Raw genomic sequence first — 16581 nt, 5'->3', positions numbered from 1 at the left:
CCTGCTCCGCGACATCGCCGAAGGCCGCGAGGTCGGCGACACCACCACCCTCGCCGACTCCTCGGTGATGAACCTGATCCAGGCCCAACTGCCCGGCAGGGCAGCCGAGTGAGTCTCCCGCAGCCCCTGTCGACCGCCTCGGCGGCCGGCCGCCCGGACCGGAACCTCGCGCTGGAGCTCGTCCGCATCACCGAGGTCGCCGCGATAGCCGCCGGCCGCTGGGTGGGCCGGGGCGACAAGAACGGTGCCGACGGCGCGGCCGTGAAGGCCATGCGAACCCTGGTGTCCACGGTCTCGATGAACGGCGTCGTCGTCATCGGGGAAGGGGAGAAGGACCGAGCCCCGATGCTCTACAACGGCGAGCGGGTCGGCGACGGCACCGGCGCCGAGTGCGACGTCGCCGTGGACCCGGTGGACGGCACCACCCTCACCGGAAAGGGCATGAACAACGCCGTCGCCGTCCTCGCGGTCGCCGACCGCGGCACGATGTTCGACCCCAGCGCCGTGTTCTACATGGACAAGCTGGTCTGCGGCCCCGAGTCCGCCGAGTTCGTCGACATCACCGCCCCCACGGCCGTCAACATCCGCCGGGTCGCCAAGGCCAAGGGCCGCTCGGTCGGGGACATCACCGTCATGGTGCTGGACCGCCCGCGCCACGACGGCCTGGTCAAGGAGATCCGCGAGGCCGGCGCCCGGATCAAGTTCATCTCCGACGGCGACGTGGCCGGCGCCATCATGACCGCCCGCGAGGGCACCGGCGTCGACCTGCTTCTCGGCATCGGCGGCACCCCCGAGGGCATCATCGCGGCCTGTGCCATGAAGTGCATGGGCGGCGTCATCCAGGGCCGGCTGTGGCCCAAGGACAAGGCCGAGAAGCGCAAGGCCCTGGACGCCGGCCACGACCTGGGCCGGGTGCTCCTCACCGACGACCTGGTCAGCGGCGAGAACGTGTTCTTCGCGGCCACCGGCATCACCGACGGCGAACTGCTTCCCGGAGTCCGCTACCGCCGGAACACCGCCACCACCAGTTCCCTGGTGATGCGCTCCAGGAGCGGCACCACCAGGGAGATCCACGCCACCCACCGACTCCCCACCCAGCCGCACCACTCCGCCACCTGATCCGGACCCACCCGTCGGCGCAGCCGGCGGGTGGGTCCGCTGCGCCCGCCCGCTACCGAGCAGCCTGCGATCCTGCGGAGGACAACCGCCCGCCCATGCCGCTGCCGTCCGGCACCGGACGAACCCGGGCTGACCCCGGTATCCCCGGTCGCCCGGCTACCGCCCGTCCCCGGGCCCCGGGGTGTCGGGGATCTGCCGGCGCGGATCCGACGTTGTCACAGGGTGGCCAGGGCCGTGGTCGGGGTGAGGCGGGCGGCCCTGACGGAGGGGTAGACGCCGGCTGCGACGCCGATGGCGAGGGCGCCGGCGAGTCCGCCGGCCATGGCTGTGGCCGGGATGACCGGCGGCCAGTGCTGGTAGAGCGCGTAGGCGAGGGTGGCCGCCACGCCGAGCAGGCTGCCGGCCAGGCCGCCGAGAACGGAGAGGGCGACGGACTCGGTGAGGAACTGGGCGCAGATCTGCCGGCGGTTGGCGCCGAGCGCGCGGCGCAGTCCGATCTCGCGGCGGCGTTCCAGGACGGAGATGACCATGGTGTTGGCCACGCCGATGCCGCCGACGAGCAGGGCGATGGCGGCCAGGCCCAGGAACAGCGCCGAGAAGGTGGTCTGGGTGGCGCGTTTGGCGGCCAGGGCCTCCGAGGGACGGCTGACCTGCACCATGCCGGGGAGCTCGGGGTGGACGGTGGCGGGCAGGACCGCGCGGACGGCCTCGATGGCCTCCTCCCTGGCCTTGAGGTAGATCAGGGTGGGGTGGCCGTCGAAGTCCAGCAGGTGTTGGGCGGCATCCCAGCCGACCATGACGGAGCGGTCGATGTCGGGGGACAGCGGGGTGGGGTCGAGGATGCCGATGAGGGTGAACCAACGGGAGTTGATGAAGACCTGGGGTGCGGGTCCACCGGGGTCGAGGCGGTTGAAGCCGAGCCGGTCGGCGGCCACGGAGCCGAGGACGGCGGTGGGGAGCCGGTCGGTGGCGGCGGTGAGGAACTGTCCCGACCGCACGGTGGCGTTGAGCAGCCGGGGCAGGTCGCCCTGGGTGGCCAGCACCGTCAGGCCGGTGAAGTCGTGCGGGTCGAAGCGGTCGGAGCGGTGGACGGTGGCGTGCGTGTTGGCGACTGCGCTCACCGCCGTGACGGGGCCGATCCGGGCGGCCATGGCGGCCGCCTCCTGGGGCAGCAGGACCGGCGGGGTCTGGTTGGGTATCGGTGCCACCTGCAGCATGTTGGTTCCCATCGCGGCGAGTTGGTCCATCAGGGCACGTTGGCTGGAGGCGGGGATACCGGTCACGATGATCAGCGTGGCGATGCCGATGGAGATGCCCAGCGCGGACAGCGCCGCGCGCAGCTTGCGGGTGCGGATGCCCAGCAGGCCGAGTGTGAGCAGGTCCAGCGGTGACAGGTGTACCGGCCGGCTGAGCGCGGCGAGGGCGGGGAGCGTGGGGCGGTCGCCGCGGGCGGGAGGCGCGGTGGTGTCGGTCACGGGCGGCGGCCTTCTCGTGCGGTGTCGGTCACGACCCGGCCGTCCAGGATCTCGACCCGGCGCGGAAGCCGGTGGGCGATGTCCCGGTCGTGGGTGATGACCGCGATGGTGGTTCCTTCGGCGTTCAGACCGATGAGCAGGTCGAGGACGGCGGCGCCGTTGGCGGTGTCCAGCGCACCGGTGGGCTCGTCGGCGAGCACCAGCGCGGGCTGGTTGACCAGCGCCCGGGCGATGGCCACGCGCTGGCGCTCCCCGCCGGACAGCTGGTGCGTGCGGTGCCCGACACGGTGGGCCAGGCCCACCCGGGCCAGCGCCTCCAGCGCGAGCGGACGGCGCTTGTGGCGCGGCACTCCCGCGTACAGCAGTCCGGTGGCCACGTTCTCCGCGGCGGTCAGCCCGTCGGTGAGGTGGAACTGTTGGAAGACGAAGCCCAGCCAGCGGCCCCGCAGCGCTGACAGGCGGCGGTCGGAGAGCACTGCCACGTCCTGTCCGCCGATCTCGACCGTGCCACTGGTGGGGCGGTCGAGGGTGCCCATGATGTTGAGCAGGGTGGACTTTCCGGAACCGGACGGCCCGATGATGGCCAGCAGTTCGCCCTCGTCGATGGCCAACGAGACGTCGTCCAGCGCGGTGACCTCACCCGGGTAGCACATGCTGGCGTGGTGGACGGCGAGGACGGGGCTCACGAGGCCGTCACCACACGCAGCCCCTCGGTGATACCGGCTCCGCTGATCTCCACCATGCCCTTGGCGAACAGCCCGGTCTTCACGCTCAGCAGCCGTCCGTCGACCTGTTGGACGGCGTAGCCGCCCTGGCTGACCGCCAGCAGGGCGCCGACCGGCACGGCGAGGACCCCCTGCCGGGTCTGCGAGGTGAACCTGGCCTGGACGGGGGCGGCGTCCACTTGCCGGACCGCACTCGCGTCGTCGAGCGAGACGGCGACGTTCACCATCGGGCCGGTCCCCGCCGCTTCGCCGCCCCCTCCCCCGCCTGAACCGCTGCCGCCCTGGACGGCGGAGCTGACCTGGGCCACGGTGCCGGCGACTGTGGAGTTGTCCGGCAGCACGACGCTCACCGGGTCGCCCGCCTTCATCGCGTCGACGCCGGTCGCCGGCACCGGGACCGTCACCACCTTGTCGGTGCCGGTGAGGGTGAGCAGCTGGGCGGTGGCCGGGTCGCCGACGTGGGCCAGGACGGCGCCGATCCGCACCGGTCCGGACAGCACCGCCACGTCACCGACGTCGAGCGTGCCGGTGACCGGCAGGCCGGCCTTGGTCTGCCAGCGCTTGATCGCCTCGATCAGCGTGGGGGTGAGCACGCCGTCACCCGGTTGCACCTGCGCCACGATCGCTGTGGAGGCCGGGGATGGCGCGGTCTGCGCTCCCGCCGGCGCGGTCCGGCCGGAGGCGGCGGCCGTCGCGGTCCGGCCGGGTGTGGCGCTCGGCTCGGTCGCGGCGGTCGTGGCGCTCGGCCTGGACGCGGCCTGCGGCCCGTCGGGGGCGGCCGGATGCTGGGTGACGCGGGCGCCGGGCGCGGGCTGGGCACCGATGGTGTAGCCCAGCGCCTTGAGGTTGTCCGCGACCGTCTTCACGTCCCGGCCGACCAGGCCCGCGGTGTCCAGCGGCCTGAACAGCGGGGTGGCGCCGTAGAAGAGCGGCACCGGGCGGTCGTTGACGCGGTACAGCTCCTGCCCCTGGGTCACGGTGCCGCCGGCGGCCGGCAGCCCGGTGACCAGACCGGCCCGGTTGCCGGTGACGGTCTGCGGGCCGCCGTAGCCGAGGGTCCCGTTCAGCGTCTGGGTGTCGGCCAGGTCGGTACGAACGACCGCGGCGGTGGCCGCCGACGCGCCCGCCGTCGCGGTGTCGCTCCCACGGTGGTGGCGCTGCTCGAACACCACCACGCCGGACACCACCGCACAGGCCAGGCACGGGAGCGCCAGCAGGGTCACCCGCCGGGCGCGGCTGCGCGGCCCGGACCCGGGGTCGGCGCTAGTGGTGCGCACCGAAGGCCTCCTTGTGGCACGTCGCGGCGACGTCGCCCCAGTTGCCGGGCATCGGCTCGTCGAAGCTCGGGAACAGCCCGTCCGGCGACACGCTGGTCCGCAGCCCCTTGGCGTTCTCGCAGGCGATCTCGGTGCGGAGGTTGTCCTGGTAGTGCGGGTTCTTCGCCGGGTCCGTCTCCGGGGGTTCGAGCGGCTCCTTCGACCGGCAGGCGTCGTAGGCCTCGGGATGCTTGGTGAGGGGGTCTATGGGCTTGTTGTTGTAGGTCGGGAAGCCGTGCTGCGCCAGGCAGGAGTAGAAGGCCTGGTAGAGCTGCTGGGACTCCTCCGGGGTACTGTCCAGCCGAAGCTGTGGGCGTCCGGCGTCCGCGCCGGCCGATGCCGCCGGCGATCCGGCGCCGGCGGTTGGGACGGCACCGGACGGCTGCGGGAGGGAGGCCACGCCCTGCCCGCCCCCCGCCACGGTCGCGGGGGAACCGGCGTCGGACGACGAGCCGCAGGCGGTGAGCCCGCACAACAGCGCCCCTACGGCCGTCGCGGCCGCGACGGCGCAACGAACCGGCCGGCGCCCGGGCCTGGCTCGGTCGGTGGAACTATCGATCTTCGGCATGGGAGCACCATGGCCCGACGATATGAAGATCCTGTCAGACATCGGTCAGCATCTCGTCAGCCGTGTGCGACGCCCCTAGGGTCGACGGCATGTGCGCACATGTCCTGGTGGCCGAGGACGATCCGAAACAGGCCGAATTGGTTCACCTGTACCTGCGACGCGAGGGCCACACCGCGTCCGTCGTCCACAACGGGCGCGAGGCCATCGACGAGATGCGCCGCCGGCGACCCGACCTGGTGGTGCTGGACGTCATGATGCCGCTGGTCGACGGCCTGGACGTGTGCCGAATCCTGCGGCGCGAATCGGACGTTCCGGTGCTGATGCTCACCGCCCGCAGCACCGAGGAGGACTTGCTGCTCGGACTCGACCTCGGCGCCGACGACTACATGACCAAGCCGTACAGTCCGCGCGAACTGATGGCCCGCGTCCGTACCCTGCTCCGCCGCAACGGCCGAACCTCCGCGGCACCCGACCCCGTGCTGCGCGCCGGCTCGCTGACTGTGGACCCGCAACGCCACACCGTCCACCTGGGTACCCTCGAAGTGCGCTGCACACCGGGCGAGTTCGAGCTACTCGCCACGATGGCCGCCGAGCCGAACCGCGCCTTCAGCCGACGCCAGCTACTGGCTCGGACCTCCGGAATCGACCGGTACATCACCGAACGCACCATCGATGTCCACGTCCTGAATCTCCGCAAGAAGCTGGAACCCGATCCGCGCCGACCCGTCCACCTGGTCACGGTCTTCGGCGTCGGCTACAAACTGAGCACCGCCGACGCCACCGCACCCGGGACCGCACCCGGCACCACCCGTGCCCGCTGACGTCCCGCTGCGCCGGAGCCTGGTCACCAGGCTGCTCGCCACCTCGGTACTGATCGCCGTGTGCTCGATCGCCGCGACGGCCTGGCTGGCCGTGCACACCACCACCACCGCCATCCAGCATCAGCAGGTACAGATCCTCGCCGACGACGCGAGCATCTACGACGCCCTGCTCGGCTACGCCGCCACCCACCCCGACTGGTCCGGCGCCGCCGCCACGGTGCGCGAGCTGGCCGACCGCACCGGCCGCAGGGTCGCCCTGACCACCCCGGACCACCAGCCGATCGCGGACTCCGCCGCGCAGACCACACCGCTGCCCACCGAGACCTCGGCGGTCCTGGACCCACTGCGCATCGACCCTGCCCTCGGCTCGGCCCGGGGTTCGACGTCCCCGCGCCCCGACGGTTCCCCGACCCGGCCGCAGGGCCGGCAGACCCCCAGGACCGACCCCGGCAGGATCGACCCCCGCGCAGTGGGCCCCTACCTCCTGCCCGCCGCCGAGCGTGACCACCTCCACACCCTCGCCCAGAAGATCAGCAGCTGCCTGGCCGGCTACGGCCGCTCCGCCACCACCAGCGACCAGCCCAGCGGCCGCCCGGTCATGGTGCTCACCGACAAGGACGATCTCATCCGGGCCAAGGTCGCCGACGACTGCGGCGTCGGCGACCTCGCCCGGCCCACCACCACCGAACAGCAGGCGCTCACCCGCCTCGACGCGCTGACCGCCGACTGCCTCACGCACCAGCATCTGCCCGCCGTGCACATCGGTACCGACTTCCAGCCCGTCACGCCGCCCCTGCCGGGCCATCCCGACGCCGACCAGGCCGCACGCACCTGCATCGACGCGGGACGCCGCGAACAGCTCGCCGGATACGTCGCCCCGGCCGCCCTCCTCTACCTCACCGGCACCGCGGAATCGAGCACCCGGGTCCTCCACCTGTCCCCGGCCAGTACCTACCGGATCGTCACCGTCACCGCCGCGGTCCTGCTGCTGGCCGTGACCGTCACCGTCACGGTCGGCGCCCGCCTGGTCCGACCACTGCGCGCGCTGACCGCCGCAGCCCGCCGTCCCGAGCACCCGCACCAGCGCGTCCCCGTCACCACCCGCGACGAGATCGGCTACCTGGCCGCTGCCTTCAACGACCAGACCGAACGCCGCGAGCGCGTGGAGGAGAAGCGCAAGGCCCTGGTCAGCGACATCGCCCACGAGCTGCGCACCCCACTGACCAACATCCGCTGCTGGCTGGAGGCCGCCCACGACGGCATCGTTGTCGCCGACGGCGCGTTCACCTCCTCCCTGCTGGAGGAAGCCCTGCTGCTCCAGCACATCATGGACGACCTCCAGGACCTGGCCGCCGCCGACGCGGGCCCCCTGCGGCTGCACCCCGAACCCCTCGATCTCGACCAGGTCCTGGCCCAGGTCGCCGCCGCCCACCACGGCCGGGCCCGCAGCGCGGGAATCACCCTGACCGCCCGAACCGAGGAGGCCTTGGTGCTGACCGCGGATCCACTACGCCTTCGCCAGGCCCTCGGCAACCTGCTGTCCAACGCGCTGCGGCACACCCCCGAGGGCGGCCGCGTCGAGCTCCGGGCCCGCCGGGCCGACGACGAGGTCGTCATCGAGGTCCTCGACACCGGCACCGGCATCGCCCCCGCGGACCTCCCACGGGTCTTCGACCGCTTCTGGCGCGCCGACCGGTCCCGAAACCGCAGCAGCGGCGGCAGCGGCCTCGGGCTCGCCATCGTCCGCCAGCTCACCGAGGCCCACGGCGGCACCGCCTCCGTCAGCAGCACCCCGCACACCGGGACGGTCTTCACCCTGCGCCTGCCGGCCGGCAACGCCCCGCGGCGGGCCACCCATCACCCGCCCGCCCGGACAGCGGGGACCGATAAATGATCTGACTTCTGATGCCGAGTCACCTAGTCTCTGGGGACTTGACGATGATCAGGCCGGACGATGGTGTCCCCTTTACCGATTCACGTCGCTCATCAGGTCCGGCCACGGAAGGAGCGCAGTGCCTCCCGTACGTCCGAATCGCCGTGCCCTCATAGCCGGTGGCCTCGCGGTGGCCGCCGTGGCCGCCGTTCCGCTGTCGCTGTCCACACCCGCGGTGGCGGCCGATCTCGTCACGATCGGGCTGGCCGGGCCGACCGGGCCGTACCCGGTGGGAGCGGTGGAGCTGCACCTGATCGACCCGTCGCGGACCGACCCCTGGTCGGGGCAGGCCCGCGAGGTGATGGTGACCGTGACGTATCCGGCCGCCGACACCCATGGCCACGCGCCGCTGCCCTGGCTGCCGGCAGGTGCCGAGCGGGCCCTGAAGGCCCGCTTCGGCGGCGCGCTGGACGGCTACGCGCTCCCGAAGACCCACAGCGCGGACCGCGCGCCGGTCCGGCCGGGCCGCCGGCCGGTGCTGCTCCACTCCCCGGGCTACCAGGCGGACCGCACCCACAACACGCTGGTGATCGAGGAACTCGCCTCCTGGGGCTACATCGTGGCCGCGGTCGACCACCCGTACGACTCGGGCGAGGTGCAATTCCCGGACGGCCGCGTGGTCATCAGCAGCCCCGCCGACCCGGGTGACGAGGCCGGCGCGGCCGCGGTCGCGGTGCGCGCCGCCGATCTGCGGTTCGTCCTCGACCGGCTGACCGTGCTGGAGCAGGGCGGCACCCCCGACGCCGAGGGGCGTCCGCTCCCCCGCGGGTTGCGCGGGACACTGGACCTCACCCGGGTCGGCGCCTTCGGGCACTCCCGAGGCGGCGCCGCGTCGGCGTCCGTGATGCGGCTGGACCGGCGGGTCCGGGCCGGAATCGATCTGGACGGCGCGCTGTACGGGCCGGTGGTCGAGCACGGTCTCGACCGGCCGTTCCTGCTGATGGACACGGCGATCCACGACGGGTTGAACCAGGACAGCTCCTGGCCGCCGTTCTGGGCGCACCTGAGCGACTGGCACCGCTGCCTGCGGCTCGCGCAGGCCGACCACAACTCCTTCACCGACATCGTGGCCGTCGCACCCCAGCTTTCCGAGCCCGTGCGCCGGATGCTGCAGACCGGCACGATCCGCGCCGACCGGGCCGTGGCCGCCGTACGGGCGACCGTGCGAGCCTTCTTCGACCTCCAACTGCGCGGTCGCGCCGACACCGGGCATCTGCTCTGCGGGGCCTCGCCGCGCCACCCCGAGATCGAGTACATCGCCGGATAGCGACCGGCGCCGGGCACCGGGGGTGGCCCTCACGCGGTCCTGGCCGCCCCCGGCCCCCGCGCGTCAGTGTCGGTCGAGGGTGACGACCATCTTCCCGAGCGCCTGGCCGGCCTCCATGACCCGGTGCGCTTCGACGATCTCCTCGAAGGGGAAGACCCTGGTCGGTCGGGCCTTGAGTGCGCCCGCCTCGACCTGGGCGCAGATCGCGTCCAGCGGCACGTCGGCGAGCGGAAAGGCGGGGCTGCCGAGCACGAAGGCGCTGCCGAAGAAGCTGAGTTGGACACCGCTGGGCAGGTCGGTGAGCGGATCGAAGTCGGCCACCGGGGCGAATCCGCCGAGGAAGCCGATCTGGCAGACCCGCCCGCGTGGCCGGGCGACGGCCAGCGAGTCCCGCAGCGTACTGTTGCCGACGATGTCGAGCACCGCGTCGACGGCCACGCCCCGCCGGGCGACCTCGGCCGCCAGGTGGCCGTCGTCGATGAGTACCTCGGTGGCCCCGAGCTCCTCGAGCAGCGGCGCGTGCGCCGGGTTGCGCGTGCTGGCGAGCACCCTCGCGCCGTGCTGGACCGCCAGGTTGACGGCGGCCTGACCGAGCGAGGAGGTGGCGCCTCGGACCAGCAGCGTCGCACCGGGCCGCAGGTCGAGGTTCCCGTGCAGGGCGCTCCAGGCCGTGGCGTACACCTCCGGCACCGCGGCCAGGTCGGCCCAGGGCAGCTTCGAGTCCACCGCCACCACGTTGGACGCGGGGACGGTCACCAGCTCCGCGTAGCTTCCGTTCCTGGTCCGGCCCATACCGCCGAGGATGGCCACCACCCTCGTCCCGACGGGGAGTTCACCCGACGGGTCGGCCTCGACGAGGCCGGCGCACTCGATCCCGGGGACGGCGGCGACCTGGCCCCAGGCACCGCTGCGCATGTACGCCTCGGCGTGGTTCAGGCCGAAGGCCCGGACCCGGACGAGCACTTCGCCGTCGGCGGGCACCGGGTCGGGCAGGTCGGTGACGGTGAGCACCTCGGGGCCGCCGTGGGCGGATATGACGATGGCCTTCATGTCCGGAACCTCATTCTTGAGTGGTCATTCAAATATTGGACCGACGAAAGGGCCACCGCGCACGGTGGCCCGAACGTCGTACGGTCAGGCGAGCACGGCGAAGGCGTTGTCGACGATCGCCCGCAGGACCGCTCCGTCCGGATTCGCCTTGCCGACGACCATCAGCCCCTGACAGGTCGCGACCAGCAGCTTGGCACTGCCGCCCGCATCGAGGGAGGCTCGCACCTCGCCACGGCGGGCCGCGTTCTGCAAGGCGTGGGTCATGCACCGCTCCAGGCGCGCGAGGTGGCCGCGCACCACGGCCGCCGCCTCGTCGTCCTCGGCGGCCTTCTCGATCGCCGTGTTGACCAGCAGGCAGCCCTGCCGCCCCTCGGGGCTCAGCAGGTCGCGCACCAGCCCGTCGAAGTAGCCGCGCACCTGCGCCAGCGACGCGCCGGCCGCCTCCAGCTCACCCAGCTTCTGCGGCACGACCAGCTTCGAGTAGCGCTCCAGCGACTTCACGAACAGCGCGTGCTTGCCACCCGGGAAAGCGCTGTAGAGGCTCCCGGGCTTGACCCCGGTCGCCTTCACCAGGTCCTCGATCGAGGTGGCCCGGTATCCGCGCTCCCAGAACCGCAGCATCGCCTGGTTCAGGACGGTGTCGGGGTCGAACTCGCGCGGTCTGGGCATGCGAGGAACATACATGAGCGACCATTCAAGAACAACCGCAGCCGTGGCGAGGTGGCCGACACCGACGAGTGATGCCGCTACTGGAAGCGGGAGACGAAGCGGCGTTGCCAGGGTGCCTCAACGGCGCGTGCCCATGCCTCGCGCAGCGCGTCTGAAGCCGTCACGGTGCGAGCGTAGGCCCCGTCCGGTTGACGGTCAGGCGGCTTTCGGCTCTCGGTCACCCCCGTGTCACGCCCCGCACCTCGGATGTCGGCTCACATCCAACCGGTCCGCGCCACACCACCGCCAACCCGGCGAACCTTCTCGGCCACAGCACCAGCGTCCGCGGCGCCGAGGCCGGCGGGCTTTCCGTCGTACTCGAAGAGCCTCCACCGATTCCGACATGGCGTCACATAAGGTCCGGCCCAGGAGCATCGACGACGACCTCTCCGCGGAGAGCCCCGTCAGCGTCGGTGCTCTCGCCATGCCACGACCCGGGGCCCGTACGACGCCAGGCTTCCGGACGCGATCCGAGCGGTCCCGTCCCCGCACGTCGGTCAGGTGCCCCCGTTCCCCGAGAGGCAACACCGTGCAGAGGATCACCCGTCTCGGCGCCGCCGTCGCCACCGCGCTCGCCACCACCGCCGTACTCGCCCCGTCCGCCGCCGCCGGAGACGGCGACGGACCGGAGCACCGTCCCCACCACGCCGTCTTCGTCCAGACCGACAACCCGGCGGGCAACCAGGTCGTCGCCTACCGCCGCGACGACGACGGCCGGCTGACCCGCGCCGCCGGCTACGACACCGAGGGCCTCGGCGGCGTCCTGGACGGCTCGGTCGTCGACCACCTGGCCTCGCAGGGATCCCTGACGTACGACGAGAAGCACGGCCTGCTGTACGCCGTCAACGCCGGCAGCAACACCGTCTCCGTCTTCGCGGTCCACGGCGAGCACCTCCGCCTGTGCCAGGTGATCGCCTCCGGCGGCCGCTTCCCGGTGAGCGTCGCCGTGCACGGGGACGCCGTCTACGTCCTCAACGCGCTCGACGGCGGTTCGATCCAGGGCTACACCGTCGTCGACGGCGAGCTGGTCGCGCAGGCGGACCGGCACCGCGGTCTCGGCCTGGACCCGAACGCCACCCCGCAGTTCACCCACACCCCCGCCCAGGTCGGCTTCACCGGTGCCGGCGACCAGTTGGTCGTCACGACCAAGGCGGGCGGCAACAGCATCGACGTCTTCAACCTCGACCGCACCGGCGTACCGGCGGCCACCCCCGTGGTCACCGTCGACCCGGGCGCCGTGCCCTTCGGGTTCGTGCAGAACGGCCCGCACGGCCTGTTCGTGACCGAGGCCGGCCCCAACGCCGTGGCGACCTTCACCATCAACCCCGACGGCACCGCCACGAAGACCGCGTCCGCCGCCACCGGCCAGTCGGCCACCTGCTGGATCGCCGCGGCCGGCCGGTTCCTGTACGCGTCCAACGCGGGCAGCTCCAACCTCAGCGGGTACCGCGTCGGCAGGCAGAGCCGGCTCACCTCGCTGGGCACCACCGCGACCGACCCGGGCACCGTCGACGCGGCCGCCACGGAGGACGGCCGGTTCCTCTACGTCCAGACCGGCCTCAACGGCATCCTCGACGCCTTCCGGGTCGACCGGGACGGATCGCTCACCGCGCTGGGCTCCGAGACCGTCCCCGGCGCGGCCGGCGGCGAAGGCATCGTCGCGCCCTGACCTCGGCAGCGCGCAGCCGGGGGCCGCGGTCGCCCCGGAGCCCGGGGCGACCGCGGCCCGGCCGTAAGTGCGGGCCGCGGCCCGGGTGGCTCCGAGAGGCTTCCGCCCATGGGGATGAGGAGCCCGCGCCGGACCACACCGTGCGCGTGCACGTACGCGGGGGCGGCGAAGCGCGGGCCGGCCGGCTGGCCCGCCGAGCAGGTCGGCCTCTCCGTGGTCGGGCCGCCCCGGCACGGCTGGCAGCCGGGTGCCGTCGCGGCCCGCCGCGACCTGCGCTGGTGCCCGTGGACGGGCAGGAGCAGGCTGAGAGGTGGACACCCGTCGAAGCCTTGGAGGCCTCCCGTGACCGATCCTCCTGTCCTTCGCCCGGGCGGCCCGATCGTGGTCGGCACGGACGGTTCGGCCCCGGCCGGGCAGGCTGTCGCCTTCGCGCTCCACGAGGCCCGGCTGCGCGGTACCCGGCTGCGGGCCGTCTGCGCGTACGAGTACGCCCCGACCCAGCACTCCGGCTTCGAGTGGACGGCCGGCTCCGGGCCCGGCGGCGGCCCCGTCCCGCAGCAGAGCGATCTCGTCACGCAGGCCGTGGCCGACTCCGTCGAGGAGTTGCAGCGGCAGCTCGGCGGACCGCCGGTGGACGTGGAGATCGTCTGCGAGCGCGGCCGCCCGGCGCAGGTCATCCTCGACGCGAGCAAGGACGCCTGCCTGGTCGTGGTCGGCTCCCGGGGCTCGGGCGCCTGGGGACGCCTGACCCTCGGGTCGACCAGCACCGAGGTCGTCCACCACGCCCGGCTCCCGGTCGTGGTCGTCCCGGCGGAACACGACACCGACCCGTCCTGAGCCGGGCCGTACGGTCCGGCCGTCAGGCGACGGTGCGCTTCCAGTGCTGGTTGGTCCCGCCGGAGCAGGTCCACTGGTCCAGCGCGGTGCCGTCGGCGGTCGAGGTGTTCACCACGTCCAGGCACTTGCCGCTGTGCCGGGCCACGATCTCGACGTAGCCGGTCGTCGCGGTCGCCCGGAGTTTCCACTGCTGGGACGGCCGGCCGTCGCAGGTGTTCTGGACGGCGGGCGCACCGTCCGCGGTCGCGGCGTCCGCCACGTCCAGGCACTTCCCGCTGTGCCTGGCCATGATCTGGACGTAGCCACCGCCGAGCTTCTTGATCCAGAACTGGTCGTTGATCCCGGCGCCGCAGCCCCACTGCACCAGCGGCGCGGCATCGCCGGTGGCGAAGCCCGCCACGTCGGCGCACTTGCCGCTGTGCTGCGCCGCCAGGGACTCCCAGATCACGTTCATGCCGGTCACGGTGCCGGCCGCGGTGTCGACGGTGATCTTCGGGGAGTACTCCAGACTCATCGTCGTCCTGGTCGGGAACTTCACCGGCAGCCAGATGTACTCGGAGTCGTTGACCGTCCCGCCCATCGAGTTGCCCCAGCGGTCGCCCAGGTAGAGGTAGCCGGTGCCGTTGGTCCCCTGCACGGGCAGGACGTACGCGGTCTGGCTGCGGTAGGCGGTGGAGTCGCCGACGTCCTTCAGGCCGCTCCAGGCGCCGGTGATGCTGGTGGCGGTGGCGTACTTCTGCTGGTTGGGAGCCCAGCCGGTGGCGCCGGAGGTCAGCAGGAAGTACACGCCATTGCGCTTGAACATCGCGGGCGCCTCGCGGGAGCTGCCCGCCCACAGGTTCTGCACCTGGGACTGGATGCCGGTGTAGTCGGCCGTCAGCTGGTAGACGTGCAGGTCCCGGTTCTCGTTGGCGGCGGAGATCATGTAGCCGGTGCCGTCGGTGTCGACGAAGGTGGTGATGTCCCGGGACATCTCGCCCAGCGGCCGGAAGCTCCCGCGCCAGGCGTAGTCGCCGTCGACGGTGCCGGAGACGGCCACTGCGGCGCGGGCCTCCCCGTAGTCGGCGCTGTTCTCCTTGTGCATCCACATCACGAACCGGTGCGTCGCGGCGTTGTAGATGACCTTGGGCCGTTCGATGTTGGCGGACTGCAACTCGGGGTCGGTGGCCTGGGTCAGGGCGTGGTTGCGGAATTCCCAGGTCTTCAGGTCGGTGGAGCGGTAGACCGAGACGTAGCGGAAGGTGTTGTCGGGGTTCCGGTCCTCACCGAACCAGTAGTAGTACTGGCCGACCTTGATCACACCGCCGCCGTGGGCATGGACCGGGTCGCCTCCGGAGTCGGTGAACTGCGTCGCGTTGTCGATGCCGACCTGGGTGGCCCGGGCGGGCGCGACAGCACCGACCAGGCACAGCAGGAGGGCGGCCAGGAGGGCCGACAGCGTCGCGGGGCCCTTGCTGCGAAGTGACATACGGGTACCTCGTGCTCTTCACTTCCGGCATGACCGTCCGGGCTCCGGGCAGGCCGGAAGCGCTGGTGGGGGGACGAGTGAGGTCATGCGGCGGGGAGGAGGCGATGACCGGCCGGCCTGCGGGGCGGGAGGGCGGGTCTCAATCTCCGGGGGCGAGGCGGGCGTGCCGGTGCCGGCCGGCCGCTCGGGTGCACCGTCCGCCCCGGCCGATCGGCCGGGGGCAGCGGATGATGGTGGTCCACCGGTCCGCAGCAGCCTGTGTCTGCGGCACCATCGTGGGTTGAGGAGAGTTTGGGAGCGGCGCGGGGGCTTGTCAAGGCACCTGTCCAGGAGCCGGCGGACGCAGCGCCCGGTCAGCCCGGTACGGCCGTGGGCCAGTTCTCCTGCACGGTCCGGTGCGCTTTGGCCAGTTGGGCCTCGCTCGGGAAGGCGGGGGTGCCTTCGACGGTCGGCAGCCGGTCGGCGAGCGCGACGTCGAGGGTGCCGTTCTTCGCCATCACGTCCATCAGGACCGGGCGGGCGTAGTCCACGAGCCGCAGGTTCTGGCCTTCCTGGCCGGCGAGGTACTCCTGCCACAGCCGGGCCGCCGCCGGGTGCGGGGCCTCCTTGTTGACGGCCTGCGCGTAGTACTGGGAGAAGCTGCCGTCGAACGGGATGGAGACGTTCCAGCGCACGTTGGTGCCCTTGAGGTCGTCGGCCTGCTTGAGGTTGAGGAAGTCCCATTCGATGTTGACCGGGGTCCGGCCGTCGGCGATCGCGGTGCTGTCGGAGTTGGTACGGCTGTAGTTGCCGAGCTGGTCGAGCCGGGCGAAGAAGTCGATGCCCGGTTGGATGTCGTCGAACGAGCCGCCGTTCGCGAGGGCCGCCGCGTACACCGCGGCGAACGCCGACCCGGCGGTGAGCGGCTCGCCGGTGAGGGCGACCATGCCCTTGTACTCGGGCTTGAGCAGGTCCGCGAACGACACGGGGCAGGTCGTCACCCGCGACGCGTCGCAGCCGATCGAGACGTAGCCGCCGTAGCTGTTGTACCAGCGGGCCTGGTGGTCCTTCTGGGTGGCCGGGATCCGGTCGTAGTCGACGGTACGGTACGGGGCCAGCAGGTTCTGCCGGGCCGCGGTCTGCGCGAAGCTGTCGCCGAGGTCGAACACGTCCGGCGCGTCCGGCTTCCCCCGGAGACGGCCGATGTCGTCGAGTTCCTGCTGGCTGGAGCCGTAGGGGTTGTCGTTGACGACCTGGATCCCGTACTTCTTGGTGAACCCGTCGATCAGGCCGCCGTAGTTCGCCCAGTGCGGCAGCAGCGTGGTCGTGTTGAGGCGGCCCTCCGCCTGGGCGGCGCTGGTCAGCGCCGCCATGCCGCCGGCGGCTTCGGCGGAGGTGGCCCGGGCCGGGCTCACCGGCTGCTGGTCGCCGCACCCGCCGATTCCGAAGGCCGCCAGGCAGAGACAGGCGGCGAGCGCGAGCACGCGGCCCCGAGCAGGTGCAGCCACGATGCCTCCAGTGCCCGAGGCGAGGTCACGGACGGCTTGCCGCCGCACGTCGGGCGGCACGCCACCGGCCCGGACGGCGCCGGATGACCCGCGAGGCTCGGGCAGCTTCGCCGCAGTGCCTCCGGAACCGGTAATGAC

14 protein-coding genes are annotated in these 16581 nt (G+C 72.5%); 6 read left to right on the top strand and 8 right to left on the bottom strand.

Translation table 11 applies throughout. The features are described 5' to 3' along the window. Positions 1 to 108 precede the first annotated feature (108 nt). Complete coding sequence (glpX, locus tag AB0K43_RS29540) at positions 109 to 1119, top strand: class II fructose-bisphosphatase (RefSeq protein WP_363645115.1); 1011 nt, start codon at positions 109 to 111, stop codon at positions 1117 to 1119. Positions 1120 to 1334: 215 nt separating this feature from the next. On the opposite strand, the gene AB0K43_RS29535 is transcribed toward glpX, so the two are convergent. The 4 genes from AB0K43_RS29535 to AB0K43_RS29520 form a co-directional block, all read right to left on the bottom strand. Further along, positions 1335 to 2513, bottom strand: a complete 1179-nt coding sequence (locus AB0K43_RS29535) for an ABC transporter permease (RefSeq protein WP_363645121.1) — start codon at positions 2511 to 2513, stop codon at positions 1335 to 1337. A 77-nt stretch (positions 2514 to 2590) separates the two neighbouring features. Beyond that, positions 2591 to 3280, bottom strand: a complete 690-nt coding sequence (locus tag AB0K43_RS29530; protein WP_363645113.1) for an ABC transporter ATP-binding protein — start codon at positions 3278 to 3280, stop codon at positions 2591 to 2593. Beyond that, a complete protein-coding gene (locus tag AB0K43_RS29525) occupies positions 3277 to 4596 on the bottom strand; it encodes a hypothetical protein (protein ID WP_363645111.1) in 1320 nt (439 codons plus the stop codon). Before AB0K43_RS29525 ends, AB0K43_RS29530 begins: the two co-directional genes overlap by 4 nt. Further along, positions 4583 to 5203 (bottom strand): hypothetical protein, encoded by a 621-nt coding sequence (locus AB0K43_RS29520; RefSeq protein WP_363645109.1) that lies wholly within the window; start codon positions 5201 to 5203, stop codon positions 4583 to 4585. Before AB0K43_RS29520 ends, AB0K43_RS29525 begins: the two co-directional genes overlap by 14 nt. An 89-nt stretch (positions 5204 to 5292) precedes the next feature. On the opposite strand from AB0K43_RS29520, the gene AB0K43_RS29515 reads away from it, so the two are divergent. The 3 genes from AB0K43_RS29515 (at position 5293) to AB0K43_RS29505 (ending at position 9224) form a co-directional block, all read left to right on the top strand. Next, positions 5293 to 6024 carry a response regulator transcription factor gene (locus tag AB0K43_RS29515; protein ID WP_363645119.1) on the top strand — a complete coding sequence of 244 codons (732 nt, stop codon included), beginning with the start codon at positions 5293 to 5295 and terminating at the stop codon, positions 6022 to 6024. Further along, a complete protein-coding gene (locus AB0K43_RS29510) occupies positions 6014 to 7918 on the top strand; it encodes a HAMP domain-containing sensor histidine kinase (protein WP_363645107.1) in 1905 nt (634 codons plus the stop codon). The genes AB0K43_RS29515 and AB0K43_RS29510 overlap by 11 nt, the downstream gene beginning before the upstream one ends. 178 nt (positions 7919 to 8096) lie before the next feature. After that, positions 8097 to 9224, top strand: coding sequence for a lipase (locus AB0K43_RS29505; RefSeq protein WP_363645105.1), 1128 nt, complete (start codon positions 8097 to 8099; stop codon positions 9222 to 9224). A gap of 63 nt (positions 9225 to 9287) precedes the next feature. On the opposite strand, the gene AB0K43_RS29500 is transcribed toward AB0K43_RS29505, so the two are convergent. Beyond that, complete coding sequence (locus AB0K43_RS29500; protein WP_363645103.1) at positions 9288 to 10274, bottom strand: zinc-binding dehydrogenase; 987 nt, start codon at positions 10272 to 10274, stop codon at positions 9288 to 9290. An 84-nt stretch (positions 10275 to 10358) separates the two neighbouring features. Next, positions 10359 to 10943, bottom strand: a complete 585-nt coding sequence (locus AB0K43_RS29495; RefSeq protein WP_363645101.1) for a helix-turn-helix domain-containing protein — start codon at positions 10941 to 10943, stop codon at positions 10359 to 10361. Between the two features lie 568 nt (positions 10944 to 11511). Between AB0K43_RS29495 and AB0K43_RS29490 the strand changes: the two genes are divergently transcribed. Both AB0K43_RS29490 and AB0K43_RS29485 read left to right on the top strand, forming a co-directional pair. After that, positions 11512 to 12651: a beta-propeller fold lactonase family protein gene (locus tag AB0K43_RS29490; RefSeq protein ID WP_363645099.1), complete on the top strand. Its 1140-nt coding sequence runs from the start codon at positions 11512 to 11514 to the stop codon at positions 12649 to 12651. Positions 12652 to 12993: 342 nt separating this feature from the next. Beyond that, complete coding sequence (locus AB0K43_RS29485; protein WP_363645097.1) at positions 12994 to 13488, top strand: universal stress protein; 495 nt, start codon at positions 12994 to 12996, stop codon at positions 13486 to 13488. Between the two features lie 22 nt (positions 13489 to 13510). On the opposite strand, the gene AB0K43_RS29480 is transcribed toward AB0K43_RS29485, so the two are convergent. Continuing rightward, positions 13511 to 14956 carry an RICIN domain-containing protein gene (locus AB0K43_RS29480; protein ID WP_363645095.1) on the bottom strand — a complete coding sequence of 482 codons (1446 nt, stop codon included), beginning with the start codon at positions 14954 to 14956 and terminating at the stop codon, positions 13511 to 13513. Positions 14957 to 15309: 353 nt separating this feature from the next. Beyond that, positions 15310 to 16443, bottom strand: coding sequence for an extracellular solute-binding protein (locus AB0K43_RS29475; protein WP_363645093.1), 1134 nt, complete (start codon positions 16441 to 16443; stop codon positions 15310 to 15312). Positions 16444 to 16581: the final 138 nt, after the last annotated feature.

The organism is Kitasatospora sp. NPDC049258 (assembly GCF_040678895.1).
In the GTDB taxonomy this organism is placed as follows: Bacteria; Actinomycetota; Actinomycetes; order Streptomycetales; family Streptomycetaceae; genus Kitasatospora.
Note: the sequence above shows the minus strand (reverse complement) of the source record. Positions and strands in the feature narration are given on the sequence as shown.